General features: G+C 72.6%; 15 protein-coding genes. 6 read left to right on the top strand and 9 right to left on the bottom strand.

Going from position 1 to position 14,398, the window contains the following annotated elements; translation table 11 throughout:
* Positions 1 to 340: 340 nt before the first annotated feature.
* On the top strand, positions 341 to 1,213 hold the full coding sequence (locus ACWCPI_RS09735) for a universal stress protein (protein ID WP_451037610.1): 873 nt from the start codon (positions 341 to 343) through the stop codon (positions 1,211 to 1,213).
* 13 nt (positions 1,214 to 1,226) lie between these two features.
* Here ACWCPI_RS09735 and ACWCPI_RS09730 read toward each other — a convergent pair whose 3' ends face one another.
* From ACWCPI_RS09730 to ACWCPI_RS09715, 4 genes are all read right to left on the bottom strand, one after another.
* Positions 1,227 to 2,459, bottom strand: a complete 1,233-nt coding sequence (locus ACWCPI_RS09730) for a DUF4032 domain-containing protein (protein ID WP_451037609.1) — start codon at positions 2,457 to 2,459, stop codon at positions 1,227 to 1,229.
* A gap of 41 nt (positions 2,460 to 2,500) precedes the next feature.
* Positions 2,501 to 3,247 (bottom strand): MBL fold metallo-hydrolase, encoded by a 747-nt coding sequence (locus ACWCPI_RS09725; RefSeq protein WP_451037608.1) that lies wholly within the window; start codon positions 3,245 to 3,247, stop codon positions 2,501 to 2,503.
* Positions 3,248 to 3,296: 49 nt separating this feature from the next.
* Positions 3,297 to 4,478 (bottom strand): acyltransferase family protein, encoded by a 1,182-nt coding sequence (locus tag ACWCPI_RS09720; protein WP_451037607.1) that lies wholly within the window; start codon positions 4,476 to 4,478, stop codon positions 3,297 to 3,299.
* Positions 4,479 to 4,586: 108 nt separating this feature from the next.
* Complete coding sequence (locus tag ACWCPI_RS09715) at positions 4,587 to 5,216, bottom strand: alpha-ketoglutarate-dependent dioxygenase AlkB (RefSeq protein WP_451037606.1); 630 nt, start codon at positions 5,214 to 5,216, stop codon at positions 4,587 to 4,589.
* Positions 5,217 to 5,369: 153 nt separating this feature from the next.
* On the opposite strand from ACWCPI_RS09715, the gene ACWCPI_RS09710 reads away from it, so the two are divergent.
* Complete coding sequence (locus ACWCPI_RS09710) at positions 5,370 to 6,092, top strand: TetR/AcrR family transcriptional regulator (protein WP_451037605.1); 723 nt, start codon at positions 5,370 to 5,372, stop codon at positions 6,090 to 6,092.
* Positions 6,029 to 7,702: an FAD-binding dehydrogenase gene (locus tag ACWCPI_RS09705; RefSeq protein ID WP_451037604.1), complete on the top strand. Its 1,674-nt coding sequence runs from the start codon at positions 6,029 to 6,031 to the stop codon at positions 7,700 to 7,702. The genes ACWCPI_RS09710 and ACWCPI_RS09705 overlap by 64 nt, the downstream gene beginning before the upstream one ends.
* A 210-nt stretch (positions 7,703 to 7,912) precedes the next feature.
* Here the strand turns inward: ACWCPI_RS09705 and ACWCPI_RS09700 are convergent, their stop codons facing one another.
* A complete protein-coding gene (locus tag ACWCPI_RS09700) occupies positions 7,913 to 8,266 on the bottom strand; it encodes a DUF488 domain-containing protein (protein WP_451037603.1) in 354 nt (117 codons plus the stop codon).
* 131 nt (positions 8,267 to 8,397) lie between these two features.
* Here ACWCPI_RS09700 and ACWCPI_RS09695 point away from each other — a divergent pair, with 131 nt between their 5' ends.
* Entirely contained in the window at positions 8,398 to 8,844 is a 447-nt protein-coding gene (locus ACWCPI_RS09695) for a DUF6098 family protein (RefSeq protein ID WP_451037602.1), read from the top strand.
* A gap of 46 nt (positions 8,845 to 8,890) precedes the next feature.
* Here ACWCPI_RS09695 and ACWCPI_RS09690 read toward each other — a convergent pair whose 3' ends face one another.
* Both ACWCPI_RS09690 and ACWCPI_RS09685 read right to left on the bottom strand, forming a co-directional pair.
* Positions 8,891 to 9,142, bottom strand: coding sequence for a WhiB family transcriptional regulator (locus ACWCPI_RS09690; RefSeq protein ID WP_451037601.1), 252 nt, complete (start codon positions 9,140 to 9,142; stop codon positions 8,891 to 8,893).
* Between the two features lie 106 nt (positions 9,143 to 9,248).
* Positions 9,249 to 10,466: a saccharopine dehydrogenase family protein gene (locus ACWCPI_RS09685; protein ID WP_451037600.1), complete on the bottom strand. Its 1,218-nt coding sequence runs from the start codon at positions 10,464 to 10,466 to the stop codon at positions 9,249 to 9,251.
* Positions 10,467 to 10,596: 130 nt separating this feature from the next.
* Here ACWCPI_RS09685 and ACWCPI_RS09680 point away from each other — a divergent pair, with 130 nt between their 5' ends.
* Positions 10,597 to 11,301, top strand: coding sequence for a TetR/AcrR family transcriptional regulator (locus tag ACWCPI_RS09680; protein ID WP_451037599.1), 705 nt, complete (start codon positions 10,597 to 10,599; stop codon positions 11,299 to 11,301).
* 15 nt (positions 11,302 to 11,316) lie between these two features.
* Here the strand turns inward: ACWCPI_RS09680 and ACWCPI_RS09675 are convergent, their stop codons facing one another.
* Complete coding sequence (locus tag ACWCPI_RS09675) at positions 11,317 to 12,225, bottom strand: LysR family transcriptional regulator ArgP (protein ID WP_451037598.1); 909 nt, start codon at positions 12,223 to 12,225, stop codon at positions 11,317 to 11,319.
* 80 nt (positions 12,226 to 12,305) lie between these two features.
* Between ACWCPI_RS09675 and ACWCPI_RS09670 the strand changes: the two genes are divergently transcribed.
* Entirely contained in the window at positions 12,306 to 12,920 is a 615-nt protein-coding gene (locus tag ACWCPI_RS09670; protein WP_451037597.1) for a LysE/ArgO family amino acid transporter, read from the top strand.
* A 50-nt stretch (positions 12,921 to 12,970) separates the two neighbouring features.
* On the opposite strand, the gene ACWCPI_RS09665 is transcribed toward ACWCPI_RS09670, so the two are convergent.
* A complete protein-coding gene (locus ACWCPI_RS09665) occupies positions 12,971 to 14,311 on the bottom strand; it encodes a hypothetical protein (RefSeq protein ID WP_451037912.1) in 1,341 nt (446 codons plus the stop codon).
* Positions 14,312 to 14,398: the final 87 nt, after the last annotated feature.

Raw genomic sequence — 14,398 nt, 5'->3', positions numbered from 1 at the left:
GTGTGGCTGCCTCTCGGCCGCGTCCGGCTCCCAGCTCCGGCGCGGGCCGAGTGCGCGGAACCCGTCGACCTGCGGATCGGCCGGAACACCCACGGCTCGTCGCCCTGCCGGACGTCCGCGTGACGGGCGCCGGGCGCGGGGATCCGGGCGACCTCCGCTTCCCGGGTCCATGGGACGGAACTCCACGACGACCCACCCGAGCGCCTTCGCCCACCGGGCTCCCAGGTCGAAGGGGTCGGCCGTGTCGACGTTCACCTGCTCCCACTCGAAGGTGAGGAAGGCGCGGTAGGGAAGACTGGGCCCCGACGGATGTGATCACGACATGAGGAGGCAACCGGACATGACGCGCCCGATCACGGCAGGGGTGGACGGATCGGAGGAGAGTCTCGCCGCACTGGGCTGGGCAGCCCGGGAGGCGGTGCGCCGCGGACTCGCCCTGCGGGTGGTGCACGCCTGGCGGTTCCAGCCGCACGAGGCGATCGACGCGGGAGACGCCGACTCCCAGGCCCACTGGGTGCGGGAGCAGCTCGCGCAGGCGGCCCGGTCCGTCGCCGAGCGGCACCCCGGCCTCCAGGTGACCACCGACCCGGTCGAGGGCGGTCCCGTCGAGACGCTGGCCGCGGCGGCGGCGGACGCGGAGATGCTGGTGCTGGGATCGCGGGGGCACGGCGCGGTCGTCGGCTTCCTGCTGGGTTCCGTCGGTCAGCAGGTGATCGCCGGGGCCGAACGCCCCGTCGTGCTCGTCCGAGCCGGGGACGAGGCGTCCGCGGAGGCCGCCGGACGCGAGATCGTCGTGGGCCAGCAGGGCGGCCCTGAGGACAGTGCCGCCGCCCTGCGGTTCGCGTTCGAGACGGCCGCGGCGCGGGGTGCGACGGTACGCGCCGTACGGGCCTGGACGCTGCCTCCGCTGTTCGCCTACAGCCCCGGCTCACTGAAGCTGCTCGACGAGGCGGGCGGCCTGGAGCCGTACGAGAAGAAGGCGCTGGGCGAGGCGCTGCGGCCGTGGCGCGAGCAGTTCCCGGACGTGCGGGTGGTCGAGCACGTCGAGATGGGCAGCGCCGGGCAGGTGCTGCTGTCGGTGGCGGGCCGGGCTCAGCTGATGGTCGTCGGGCGACGGGCCCACCGTACGGCGGTCGGAGCGCGCATCGGCTCGGTGGCGCACGGGGTCCTGCACCACGCGGACTGCCCGGTCGCCGTGGTGCCGCACGACTGATCCGCCGGGCCGGTCAGTCGGACGTGGGCTGCAGCGTCGCGCGGGCCTTGGGCAGGATGTTCTCGATGTAGTCCGCGACCACCGCCTCCAGGGCGATGTCGTGCTGCGCCCGCTCGGACAGGTACCAGCGGTGTTCGAGGAGTTCGTGGTAGATCTCGGCCGGGTCCATCGAGCCGCGCAGCTCCGGCGGCACGGCCCGCACCGTGGGCCGGAAGACGTCGCGCACCCAGCGGTGGGCGAGCACCTCGGGCCGGGCGCCGAGGGGGTCGCCCGGGGCGTAGTCGTCCTGGGTGGCCATCCAGCTCTCCAGGTCGTTCAGCAGTCGGCGGGCCTGGTTCTCCTCGGTGTCCAGGCCCGTCAGGCGCAGCAGCTGCCGCTGGTGGTGGCCGGCGTCGACGACCTTGGGCACGAAGGTGACGGTGTCGCCGTTCGGGGCGTGCTCGATCTGCATCTCGGCCACGTCGAAACCGAGCTCGTTCAGACGGCGTATCCGGCGCTCTATGTAGTGGTACTTGCCCGCCGGATAGACCGAGGTGCGGGTCAGCTCCTCCCACAGCCCCTGGTACCGGGCGCAGATCTCCATGCCGAACTCGACCGGGTCCACCGACGGATGCAGGGCCCCCGACGCCTCCAGGTCCAGCAGCTCACCGCTGATGTTGACGCGGGCGAGCTCCAGGTCGTAGTCGCGCTGGCCGCCGCTGAGCCGGGCGTGCAGATCACCGGTCTCGGCGTCCACGAGGTACGCGGCGTAGGCGCCCGCGTCCCGCCGGAACAGCGTGTTGGACAGCGAGCAGTCGCCCCAGGCGAACCCGGCGAGGTGGAGGCGGACCAGCAGCACGGCCAGGGCGTCCATCAGCCGGTGCATGGTCGCCGGGCGCATCGTCGTCTCGAACATCGAACGGTACGGCAGCGAGCCGCCCAGGTGCCGGGTCACCAGGACCGGCTCCAGCGGGCCGCCGTCGGCGTCGGTGCGCCCGGTGACCACGGCCAGCGGGTCCACCGCGGGGATGCCGATGCGGTCCAGGTCGCGCAGCAGTTCGTACTCGCGCAGGGCCGGGCGCTGGGCGAGCTCCTTGACGGCGATCACCTCGCTGCCGGCCCGGGCGTACCGCACGACGTGCCGGGAGATGCCGCGCGGCAGCGGGACCAGCACCTCCTGCGGCCACTCCTCCAGAGGCAGATGCCAGGGCAGCTCCAGCAGGAGCGCGGGGTGCTCCGGGTTCGTCGCGCTGATCTGCAGTGCCATGGGCCGTTCGTCCTCGCCTCGCCGGTGATCGTCACCTCACCTTAGAGCGCGCGCTCCCGGGCCTGAAGAGCCGCTTCACGCACCGCGCCCCGGTGCACCGGGCCGTGTCCGGGCAGCAGCAGGTCGGCCTCCAGCTCGTGGAGCACGTCGAGCGAGGCGACGGCACGAGCCCGCTCGCGGTGGAACATGTCGGGCAGCAGCTGCGGCCCCTTGAGACGCGAGGTGGGGTGTCCGCTCACCAGGGCGTCGCCCGAGACGATCACGCCGGCGTCCGGCAGGTGGTAGGCGCAGTGCCCGTCGGTGTGACCGGGCGTGTGCACCGGCACGGGCCGGCCGGGCAGGTCGAGCGGACCTTCCGAGGGGAACGGCTCGGGGGAGGAGACCGGGACGTGTGCCGTGCCGCCGGAGCGGATGGCGTGCATCGCCCAGGGCAGCACACCCGGCCGCCAGCCGTTCCTGAGCACCGTCCCGACGTCCACCTGGTGGAGGAAGTCGCGGCGGGCGTGCGGTACTTCGGCCGCGTGGAGGTAGATGGGCGTGCCGTACGTGGCGCGCAGGTACTCGGCGCTGCCCAGGTGGTCCGTGTGCGCGTGCGTGATCAGTACGGCCGTGACCGCCTCCGGGGAACTTCCCACCTCCGCGAGCGAGGCGAGGAGCCGTGCCCGGTCCCCCGGGTAGCCGGTGTCCACCAGCGTGACCGCGTCCCCCTCGGCCAGGATCACCCAGTTGGTGTTGCTGCCGTGTACCAGGTAGGTGCCGTCGGCGACTTGCTGCATGTCTGTCCGCATGATCGTCCCCCGTGGTGAGGTCCTGCCCGACACGGGACAGCAAAGCAGATCAGGACGAAGGCGTGAGCGGCGGGTGAGGGCGCATGCCGAACAGGAACCGCGTCAGGCGCGTTCTGCGCACCACGCACTCGTACAGCGCGAGGATCAGGGCCAGTGAAGCCGTCACGATCATCGCGTACTTGACGGGGATCGGCGCCGGCCGGCCCACCACGCCGTACGCCACGGCCACCACGACCGGCTGGTGCAGTACGTACACCGGCAGGGCGGCGACCCCGAGGTACAGCATCGCGCGCGAGGGCGGCCGGGCCTCACGGGGCCGGTCCAGCAGTCCGAGGATGGCCAAGACCCAGCACCAGCCCGCCGCGCCGAACGCCGCCCGGGTGGCCAGCGCGAAGGCGTTCCACTCGGTGAACGGGTCGGCGAGCGCGAGGAACCCGGGCGCGGTCCCGGCGAACAGCACCAGCCCGAGCAGGCCCACCGCAACCGCCGCCCGGCGCAGCGCGGCGCGCACGCGCGGGTCGTCGGCGAGGGCGTGACCGAACAGGAAGAACACCAGGTACGCCCAGCGGTTCCAGCCCGCGAAGCCTTCCTCCATGCCGAGGAAGGCGTTGATCGCGGCGAGCGGCAGCGCGGGCAGCACGAGCAGCGCGGGACGCCTCGCCACCGCCTGCGACAGGGGCTGCGTCCAGGCGGCCAACGATGCCGCGACCGGGGCCAGGAGCAGGCTGAAGGCCAGCAGGAGTACGACGAACCACAGATGACCGGTCTCGAAGTGCTCCCCTTCCAGGACGAAGGGGAAGTCGGCCGCGTCCGGACGGACCGTGAAGAAACGCAGCCAGAAGCGCGCGTACGACTCGTCGTGAGCGGGGTCGGCGGCCCGCAGCCGCAGCCACTGGGGGAGCGGGCACAGGACGAGGGTGGCGAAGACCAGGGGGACACCCAGGCGCAGCAGGCGCTCACGGGCGAAGCGGGCGGATCCGCGGCGCCGGATCGAGTACCGCGAGCCGAGCCCCGCGACGAGGAACAGCATGGGCATCGCCCAGACCACACCCAGCCCGGCGAGGACGGTGACGGCGCCGGTCGTCTCCTGGTTCTTCACATAGAAGTCGTCGTCCGGCGAGAAGACCAGGGCGGAGTGGAAGAAGACCAGCCCGAGGACGACGTAGACGCGCAGGGCGTCCAGTTCCCCGCGCCGGGGACCGGTGGGCGGAATCTGCTGCTCGGCGCTCACCCGGCCAGTCTGGTCGCCCGGCGGGGTCCCGCCCAGAGGAAGGGCTGCCTCCGGCACCGTCCGCCGGAGGCAGCTCCCGCGCGCACCCGAAGCGGTCGGCCCTGCGCCTCAGTGCACGCCGTGCGGGCGGAACTGGATGCTGATGCGTGGTCCCGTCGCACGCGAGGTCTTGGGTATCGAGTGCTCCCAGGTCCGCTGGCAGGAGCCGCCCATCACGATGAGGTCGCCGTGGCCGAGGGGGCGGCGCAGCGACCCGCCACCGCCCCGCGCGGGGCGCAGCAGCAGATCACGGGGGGCGCCCACGGAGAGGATGGCGACCATCGTGTCCTCATGTGCGCCTCGCCCGATGCGGTCGCCGTGCCAGGCGACGCTGTCCCGGCCGTCGCGGTAGTAGCAGAGCCCGGCCGTGGTGAACGGTTCGCGCAGTTCCTCGGCGTAGTGCGCGCAGAGCGCGGCGCGGGCCTCCGCCAGCACCGGGTGCGGGAGCGGGTCGTCGGCGCCGTAGTAGGCGAGCAGCCGCGGTACCACCACGACGTTGTCGTACATCCTGCGCCGCTCGGCACGCCAGGGGACTTCGGTGGCCAGCTGTTCGAACAAGGTGTCGGCCCCGCTGAGCCAGCCGGGCAGGACGTCGATCCAGGCGCCGTGGTCGAGCGGGGTCCGGCGGATCCCGGAGAGGGGCCCGAGCCGCAGCTCGTCGGTCTGGTCGAACAGGGAGCCCTGGAGGTGCCTGGTCATGCCATCCAGCGTACCGCTTAATCGAAAGCATGTTCCCATTCGATCTTCCGGGGTGTCTTCCGGTGGGCCTTCCCGGCATGCGCCGGGCTCCGAGGTCTTTGGATGCATTGATGTATCGGATACATTCATGCATCGAACGGAGGTGGGGAGGACATGACGACGGACAGCACGGCCAAGCGCGTCACCAGGCGCAGGGTCCGCACCCGGGCCAACCTCCTCGACGCCGCGTTCGCGGTGTTCGCCGCGAAGGGGTTCGGCCGGGTCTCCATCGAGGAGGTCTGCGAGGCCGCCGGGTACAGCAGGGGCGCCTTCTACTCCAACTTCGCCAGCCTGGACGAGCTGTTCTTCGCCCTCTACCAGCAGCGGGCCGACCTGATCGCGGAGCAGGTCTCCGGTGCCCTCGCCGTCGACGGGCCGGACCTGGACGTGCCCGCCGCGGTGGACCGGGTGACCGAGGTGCTGCTCCTGGACCGTGACTGGCTGCTGGTGAAGACCGACTTCCTGGTGCACGCCGCCCGTGAACCGGCCGTCGCGCGGACCCTGCTGGAACACCGCGCACGCCTGCGCGGCGCGATCGCCGACCGGCTCGCCCGGGCGCGGGGGCACACCGCGCTGCCGGCCGTGCTCGGCGACATCGAGGGCGCCGCCCACGCCGTGGTCGCCGCCTACGACGGCGTCACCACGCAACTGCTGCTGGACCAGGACGTCGAACGCGCTCGCGCCTGGTTGCAGCAACTGCTCACCGCGCTGCTCACCGACGGCAGCGACACCACCGGACAGCGCCACCACCTCATCGGGAAGGGACGGTCGCCATGGATGCCGACGTCATCGTCGTCGGAGCGGGACTCGCGGGCCTCGTCGCCGCGCACGAACTGACCAGCCGGGGCCGCAGGGTCGCGCTCGTGGACCAGGAGAACGCCGCCAACCTCGGCGGGCAGGCGTTCTGGTCCTTCGGCGGGCTGTTCCTCGTCGGCTCCCCGGAGCAGCGGCGCCTGGGCATCAAGGACTCCTTCGACCTGGCCTGGAGCGACTGGCAGGGCAGCGCCCAGTTCGACCGTGTGGACGACGAGGACTCCTGGGCGGTGCGCTGGGCGCGCGCCTACGTGGAGTTCGCGGCCGGTGAGAAGCGGGCCTGGCTGGACGGGCACGGCATCAGGTTCCTGCCCACCGTGGGCTGGGCCGAGCGCGGCGACCTGCGCGCCGACGGCCACGGAAACTCGGTGCCCCGCTTCCACATCGCCTGGGGCACCGGTACGGGAGTGGTGGAGCCGTTCGTCCGGTACGCCGAGCAGGCCGCGCGCGACGGGCTGCTCACGTTCCACCACCGCCACCAGGTCGACGAGCTGGTCATCGAACAGGGCCAGGCGCGTGGAGTACGCGGCACGGTCCTGGCCGACGACGACTCGCCCCGCGGTGTCGCCTCCAACCGCGAGCGCGCGGGCGAGTTCGAACTGACCGCCCAGGCCGTCGTCGTCACCACCGGCGGCATCGGCGCCAACCACGAGATCGTCCGCCGCCACTGGCCCGAGCGGCTCGGCACCCCGCCCACCGAGATGGTCACCGGCGTGCCCGCCTACGTCGACGGGCGGATGCTCGACATCAGCGCGGAGGCCGGCGTACGCCTGGTCAACCGCGACCGCATGTGGCACTACACCGAGGGCCTGCAGAACTGGGACCCGATCTGGCCCGGCCACGGCATCCGCATCCTGCCCGGACCGTCCTCGATGTGGTTCGACGCCCTCGGCCGCCGGCTGCCCGACCCCTGCCTGCCCGGCTACGACACCCTCGGCACCCTCAGGCACCTGCGCACCGACGCGGCCATCGCCGGCCACGACCACTCCTGGTTCATCCTCAGCCAGAAGATCATCGAGAAGGAGTTCGCCCTGTCGGGCTCCGAGCAGAACCCGGACATCACCGCCAAGGACCGCGCCGGGTTCCTGAAGGAGCGCGTCCTCGGCAAGGGCGCCCCCGGACCGGTGGCGGCGTTCCTGCGCAACGGCGCGGACTTCGTGACCGCCCCGAGTCTGGAGCAACTGGTCGAGAAGATGAACCGGTTGACGGACAAGCCGCTCCTCGACGCCGAGACCATCCGACGCCAGATCGAGGCCCGCGACCTGCAGATCGCCAACCCGTACAGCAAGGACGCCCAGGTCCAGGGCATCCGCAACGCCCGCCGCTACATCGGCGACCGCCTCGGCCGGGTCGCCACCCCGCACCGCATCCTCGACCCGGCGGCCGGCCCCCTCATCGGCGTCAAGCTGCACGTACTGACCCGCAAGACCCTCGGCGGCATCCAGACCGACCTCGACTCCCGCGCGCTCGCGGCCGACGGGACCCCCGTCGACGGGCTGTACGCGGCCGGAGAAGTCGCCGGCTTCGGAGGTGGCGGCGTCCATGGGTACAACGCCCTGGAGGGAACGTTCCTGGGTGGCTGCCTCTTCTCCGGGCGGGCGGCCGGACGGGCCGCGGCCGAGCAGACCGCCTAGGTCGTGTCCGCAAAGTCCCGCCTGCCCCGCGACGCCTGGCACGCACTCTCGCCGCACCGGGCGAAAGCCCACGTACAACCAGTACGTGGGCTTCCGCCCGGCACGCCGAGAGCACGCACCATACGCCGCGCGGCCCGCCCTCCGGGCGGACGACGGGACTTTGCGGACACGACCTAGCCCCGGCCGGCCGAGCGGACCGCCCAGCGCTCGCTAGCCCTCGCCGAGCACCCGGGCGAGCACGGCCGCGTGACTGCGCTCCGGGGTCTTGACCGCGGTCAGCAGCGTCACCGGCCCCCTGCGGGACAGCTCGCGCACGTGGTCCAGGAGTTCGGCCGCCTCCGGGGCGGCGAGCTCCGCCTCGTACCGCTCGCCGAACTCCTCGTACGACCCCTCGCCCGCGTGGTACCAGCGGCGCAGCTCGGTCGAGGGGGTGAGGGCCTTGGGCCACTCGTCCACGCGTGCCGCGTCCTTCGACACACCGCGCGGCCACAGCCGGTCGACGAGCACACGGACGCCGTCGTCAGGCTGGGGCGCTTCCTGGACCCGGCGTACACGCACGCTCATGATCGGCCTTCCGGTGGGCGGGGCGTGCCGCGAGCGTACTGCCCCGGCCCGGCGGAGGCTGCTCGTCCGATTCCGTTCGTGTCCTGCGGGTACTCCGTCCGCCTGACGGCGTTCCGGGAGGAGGAGGGGGCATGGGCCGGTCGGACGAGCTGCCGGTGGTGCGCGCGCTCGACGAGTTCACCGAACTCGTCGAACGGCGGCAGGGCCTGTACGTCCGCTGGTCGCGCGGTCCGGCGAGCGATCTCCCCGCGGTGTCCAGCACCGACGACCTGACCGGCGTGTCCATGCCCGGGCTGTCCGCCAACCCGCTCGACGTCGAGGAGTGGTGGGACCGGCCCGTCCGGGTGTGGGTGGCCCGGCGCCTGCACGACTACGCCCATCTGCCGCACGAGAAGGGCGCCGGGGTACGGCCCTGGGTGCTCGCGGGCAGGGAGATCGCCCGCGGACCCGACAACGAACCGCTGGTCGCCGACGTCCGGCCGCTGTGCTGGATCGATCAGCGGGTGATCGACGAGGCCAGGACAGAGGTGTCCCGGCAGGGGAGCCCCTGGGGGCCGCTGCGCCGCAGCGGCCGCTGAGGCCCCGATCCTGCCGGGACAGCTCCGCCCGCTCTTCGAAACGGAGTCAGCCGGAGCGGCGGGCCGCGGCCGTACGGCGCCTGAGCGCTCGCCGTTCCGTCTCGCTCGTCCCGCCCCACACACCTATGGACTGCCCCGTGTCCAGTGCGAACTCAAGGCACGGCTCCTGGACGGGGCAGCGCCGGCACACCGCCTTGGCCTGCTCGGTCTGGAACAGAGCCGGCCCGGAGGTGCCGATCGGATAGAAGAGGTCGGGGTCCTCATGGCGGCAGGCCGAGTGGTCTCGCCAGTCGTCCATCAAAGTCACCTGCGATCGTCGTACGTGCCCTCGGTGGATGCATTACTCGTTTTCGAGTCGCCTGTCGATACGTGAGTGAAACCCCGTGAGAGCCCAACGATTTCGGTCAGTGTTCGCGCATGCCCCACGGGGAGCCGTACGCGGTCAGCAGATCGAGGAAGGGCCGGGCCGGGAACGCCTCCGGGCCCAGCACACCCGAGCCGGACCAGGCGCCGGTGGCGAGGAGTTCGAGGGCCACGACCGGGTTCACGGCCGTCTGCCACACCACGGCCTGGCTGCCGTACTCCGCCATCGACCACTGGTTGTCCACCACGTGGTACAGGTACACCTCGCGCGGCCTGCCGTCCTTGACGCCCCGCACCCAGGTCCCCGCGCACGTCTTGCCGTGCATCCGCTCACCCAGCGTCGCGGGGTCCGGCAGACATGCCGCGACGACGTCCCGGGGCGACACCCGCACCGGTCCCGCGGCGCTCGGCACGGTCACCGGCTCGGTGCGGTCCAGGCCCAGCAGGCGCAGCGTCTTCAGCGTGCGGATGAAGTCCTCGCCGAGGCCGTACTTGAAGGTCACCCGCCGCGCGTCGACCCAGCGCGGCACCAGCAGGACCTCCTCGTGCTCCACGTTCACGCACTCGACCGGGCCGATGCCCTCCGGAAAGTCGAACACCTCCGGCTCACTGAACGGCTCGGTGGTGAACCAGCCGCGCCCCTTCTCGTAGACCACCGGCGGGTTGAGGCACTCCTCGATCGTCGTCCAGATGCTGAAGGACGGCGCGAAGTCGTACCCGTCGACGGTGAGGTTCGCGCCGTCGCGGACCCCGACTTCCTCGATCTCGTCGAAGAGCTCGTCGGCCGCGTACCGGGCGAACACGTCCGACAGACCCGGCTCCACGCCCATGCCGACGACGGCCAGAGCCCCCGCCTTCTCCCAGTCGGCCGCCTCCTCGAACTGGGCGTCGCCCAGCTTCACGCCGCACTCCTCGTACGGTCGCTGCGGATGCGGCCGCGACAGCGACATCGCCATGTCGACATAGGTGGCCTCCGCCGCGCGGGCGGCACGGAACAGCGGCATCACGAAACGCGGGTCGGTGGCGTTGAGCAGGACGTCGCACGCGTGCCGCTCCAGCAGTGCGACCACCGCCGACTCGTCGCCGGCGTCGACGCGCTCGGCCCGGAACCGGGCGTCGCCGTCGAGGGCCGCCACGGCCGCCTCGGCCCGCCCGAGGTCGTAGTCGACGACCACCATCGCCTCGAAGAACGGCCGCCGGGCGGCGATCCGGGTGACGGCGCTGCCCACTCCGCCGGCTCCCACGAGCAGTACACGCATGACAAGACTCCCTCGACTGAAGGTCTACGACGTGAACGGGGCCCCGCGAGAGATACAACGCGGCACGGTCACGTAAGGTCAATGGCGTTGGCATAAGGCCCGGAAGCCGGGCGCGCGGACGGAGAGTGAGATGCCCAAGCCGGTCGTTCCGGAGGAGAAGAGGCGCCGGCGCCGTCCCACGAAGAGCGGCACCGTGCTCTCGGAGCGCCTGATCGTCGAGACGGCCCTGCGCATGCTGCGCGAACACGGCAGCGCCGGCCTCACCGCCCGCCGCCTCGGCCTGGCCCTCGACGCCGACCCGAGCACGCTGTACCGGTACTTCCGCGGCATGGACGACCTGACCCTCGCCATCGGTGACGCCCTCATCGGCCAGGCGCTGCAGGGCTGGCGGCCGACGGGGGAGTGGCGGGACGACCTGCGCGCCGTCGGGCTGCGCATCCACGCGGCGTACGTCGCCCATCCCCAGGCCGCCGTGCTGACCACGAACCGCGTCACCGGGCGGGCCAACGAACTGGCCGCCGACGAGGCCGTGCTGGACATCCTGCGTACCGCGGGGTTCCCGCTGCGGGACACGGTGCGCATCTACCACGCCTTCATCGACCAGACGCTGGCCTTCGCCGCCCTGGACGCCGCGTCGCTGACGCTGCCGAGCGCTTCGCTCCGGGCCGACGAGGACATGTGGCGCTCCACCTATGCGCGGCTGCCCCGCCGTACGCACCCCCGGATCGCCGAGGCGGCACCGCTGCTGGCGAACCGAATGGTGACCAGCGCGTATCCGACGGCGCTGGAGATGCTCCTGGACAGTGCCGCCGCCGAGCTGGCCGCGTCGCGGTAGCGCCGCGCCGTACCGTCAGGCCCGCAGTGCCTGCGCCGCCGCGGCGGTCACCGCCTGCGTCACCGCGACCAGCGCCGGTGAGTGAAGCTTCCACTGCTGCCAGTACAGCGGGACGTCCACCGGCCGCTTCGGCGCGAGCTCCACGAGCCGGCCGTCCGCCAGCAGCGGCAGCGCCTGCACCTCGGGGACCAGGCCCCAGCCCAGACCGGCGGTCACCGCCGCGAGGAACCCCTCCGACGTGGGGACGTGGTGCCGTACGGCACTCGCGTCGGCACGACCGCGCCGCAGTCTGCGCACGAACCCGTCCTGGAGATCGTCGCTACGGTCGAACACCAGCACCGGCGCCCGCACGAGCGCCTCCCGCAGCGGACCGCCCAGATGCCGCTCGGCGAAGGTGGGGCTCGCCGCCGCGAGATAGCGCATCCGGCCCAGCGGACGCACCGAACATCCCGCCACCGGATCCGGCGACGAGGTCACCGCGGCCATCACCAGGCCCTCCCGCAGCAGCGTCGCCGTGCGGCTCTCGTCCTCCCGCCGCAGCTCGAAGCAGAGCGGAGGATCCTCGGGCACACGAGTGAGCACCGGCAGGAACCACGTCGCCAACGAGTCGGCGTTCACCGCGATCGACACCCGGGTCACCTCCCCGGCGGCGCTCAGGCCCAGCTCGGCCCGAGCGTCGCGCTCCAGCCGGGCCAGCTGCCGGGCGAACCGGACGACGACCTCGCCCGACTCCGTCGGCCGCACCGGCTTGGTCCGCACGAGCAGCACCCGCCCCGTGCTCTGCTCCAGCGCCTTCACCCGCTGACTCACCGCCGACGGCGTCACATGCAGCGCCGCGGCGGCCGCGTCGAAGGTGCCCTCGTCCACCACCGCCAGCAGGGTCCGCACCTGGTCGAGGGGGAGCTCCGTCAGCTCGTTCCGCATCGGCCCTCCTTCATGGCAGCTAAGGATACGTAAGAATCTTTAGCTGTACTCCCGGTGATCGTCTCTCTAGCGTCGATGCCATGACCAACGCTCTGACCACCGTTGCCGCGGGATTCGGCACCGGCCTCTCGCTCATCGTCGCCATCGGCGCCCAGAACGCCTTCGTCCTGCGCCAGGGCATCCGCCGGGACGCGGTCCTCGCCGTCGTCGGCATCTGCGCCCTGTCCGACGTGCTCCTGATCACCCTCGGCGTGGCCGGCGTCGGCGCGGTGGTCGTGGCATGGCCCGGAATGCTGACCGCCATCGCCTGGATCGGCGGGGCGTTCCTGCTCTGCTACGGCGCCTTCGCCGCCCGCCGGGTGTTCAGGCCGGGCGGTGCCCTGCTGACCGACGGTGACGCGGCCGGCTCACGCCGACGCGCGGTGCTGACCTGTCTGGCGCTGACCTGGCTCAATCCGCACGTCTACCTCGACACCGTGTTCCTGCTCGGCACGGTCGCCGCCGACCGCGGACCGATGCGCTGGACCTTCGGCCTGGGCGCCGCACTCGCCAGCCTCTGCTGGTTCGCGGCCCTCGGCTTCGGAGCGCGGCTGCTGAGCCGACACCTCGCCAAGCCCACGGCCTGGCGGGTGCTGGACGCACTGGTGGCCGTGACCATGGTCGCGCTGGGCGCCACGCTGATCGCGGGCGCCTGAAGAAGGGTGCAAAAGGCCGTGAACAGGCATTCCGCGACACGCTTCAGCGCTCACCATCCGGTGAGCAGCAGATGGTTGAGGAGCAGCGTGAGCACCGCCTGGGCGGCGAGCCAGGCGCGGGCGCCCGTCAGCAGGGCACACGCGGGCAGCAGCCACACGGCGAAGGGAAGCCAGATACGTTCGGTTTCCGCCTTGCTCATGCCGGACAGGTCGGCCACCAGCACGGCGAGCAGAGCGCCGGACACCAGCAGGGCGAGGCGGACGTCGGCGGCCGGGCCGTCGGTGCCGCCACGGCGCCGGACGAGGACCGCCCCGGCCCGCCGCAGCCCCGCCACCGTCGCCAGGCCCGTGACCAGCACCGTGCAGGCCGGGTTGGCCCACACCCAGTAGCCGTAGGGGCGGATGCCGCCCACGCCCTGGTGATAACGCGTGACCAGCAGGTGGTACGCCTCCCACCAGTCGAACCCGGCGAGCGTGAACGCCGCCGGGACCACGGCCAGACCGGCGAGCAGCGCCACGAGCACCGCGGGGCGTTCGCGGGCCCCCTTCCGGCCGAAAAGCAGGACCATCGCCGCGATCAGGGAGAGGAGCGTGAGACCGTACGACAGGTAGCAGGCCAGGCCGAACAGCAGCCCGGACGCCGACGCCCGTCCGGGGGACCGACGGGTGACGGCCAGCGCCAGCAGCGCCACCGCCCACGCGGCCACCGCCGTGAAGTACCCGTCGGCCGAGGTGCCCATCCACACGGCGGCCGGTGCCAGCACGAGGAAGGGCGCGGCCCTGCGCGCCAGTGTCTCGTCGGCCAGGGCACGGACCGTGACCAGCACCGCCACGCAGGCCGTCGCCCCCGCGACGATGCACCCCATCCCGGCCCAGCCTCCGCCGCGCAGCCCGACCCGGTCCAGCAGGACGAAGGTGAGCGTCGCCCCAGGCGGGTGGCCGGCGACGTGGGCGGGCCAGTTGTCGGGGGACTGCAGCAGGATGTGGTCGACGAAGGTCCTCACAGCGGCCGGGATGTCATGGAAGCGGTCGATCGCCCGCAGGTACTCGTGGCGGGTGGTGAGCCGCCCGGCGATGCCGCGGTGCCAGCCGTCGACCAGCGAGAGCGAACAGGTCCAGGCCGTGGCCGTTGCGAACGCGACCGGCAGCAGCGCCCGCCAGGGAAGGCGGGCCGCGACGGAGGGGCCGTACGCGACGGTGGCGATCGCCACCAGGACCGCCGCCGGTGTGCCGGCGCCCAGGTGGGGGCCCCAGGACGCCAGCAGCGGGGGCCAGTTGACGAAGAGCGTGTGGCGGGACCCCTGGATGTGACGGCCGACCAGCGCGGCCGCCGTCACGAGCAGCACGGCGGCCCCGGCGGCGTACAGGTCACGTCGCGTGTCACGGCGCACGCCGGAGCGCGCGGGGCCGGGCTCGGCGGAGGTCAAGGTGCGGATCACACCGGAACGCTAGGCCGCACGGCCGGTCCCGGACCGCCG

The organism is Streptomyces sp. NPDC001920, assembly GCF_053594495.1.
The sequence above is the reverse complement of the archived record's forward strand: the minus strand, read 5'-3'. Positions and strand labels throughout refer to the sequence as shown.

Coding starts and splice junctions, on each gene's coding strand:
- ACWCPI_RS09735 (WP_451037610.1), top strand. CDS start 341: ATGACGCGCCCGATCACGGCAGGGGTGGACGGATCGGAGGAGAGTCTC.
- ACWCPI_RS09730 (WP_451037609.1), bottom strand. CDS start 2,459: ATGGCACTGCAGATCAGCGCGACGAACCCGGAGCACCCCGCGCTCCTG.
- ACWCPI_RS09725 (WP_451037608.1), bottom strand. CDS start 3,247: ATGCGGACAGACATGCAGCAAGTCGCCGACGGCACCTACCTGGTACAC.
- ACWCPI_RS09715 (WP_451037606.1), bottom strand. CDS start 5,216: ATGACCAGGCACCTCCAGGGCTCCCTGTTCGACCAGACCGACGAGCTG.
- ACWCPI_RS09710 (WP_451037605.1), top strand. CDS start 5,370: ATGACGACGGACAGCACGGCCAAGCGCGTCACCAGGCGCAGGGTCCGC.
- ACWCPI_RS09705 (WP_451037604.1), top strand. CDS start 6,029: ATGGATGCCGACGTCATCGTCGTCGGAGCGGGACTCGCGGGCCTCGTC.
- ACWCPI_RS09700 (WP_451037603.1), bottom strand. CDS start 8,266: ATGAGCGTGCGTGTACGCCGGGTCCAGGAAGCGCCCCAGCCTGACGAC.
- ACWCPI_RS09695 (WP_451037602.1), top strand. CDS start 8,398: ATGGGCCGGTCGGACGAGCTGCCGGTGGTGCGCGCGCTCGACGAGTTC.
- ACWCPI_RS09690 (WP_451037601.1), bottom strand. CDS start 9,142: ATGGACGACTGGCGAGACCACTCGGCCTGCCGCCATGAGGACCCCGAC.
- ACWCPI_RS09685 (WP_451037600.1), bottom strand. CDS start 10,466: ATGCGTGTACTGCTCGTGGGAGCCGGCGGAGTGGGCAGCGCCGTCACC.
- ACWCPI_RS09680 (WP_451037599.1), top strand. CDS start 10,597: ATGCCCAAGCCGGTCGTTCCGGAGGAGAAGAGGCGCCGGCGCCGTCCC.
- ACWCPI_RS09675 (WP_451037598.1), bottom strand. CDS start 12,225: ATGCGGAACGAGCTGACGGAGCTCCCCCTCGACCAGGTGCGGACCCTG.
- ACWCPI_RS09670 (WP_451037597.1), top strand. CDS start 12,306: ATGACCAACGCTCTGACCACCGTTGCCGCGGGATTCGGCACCGGCCTC.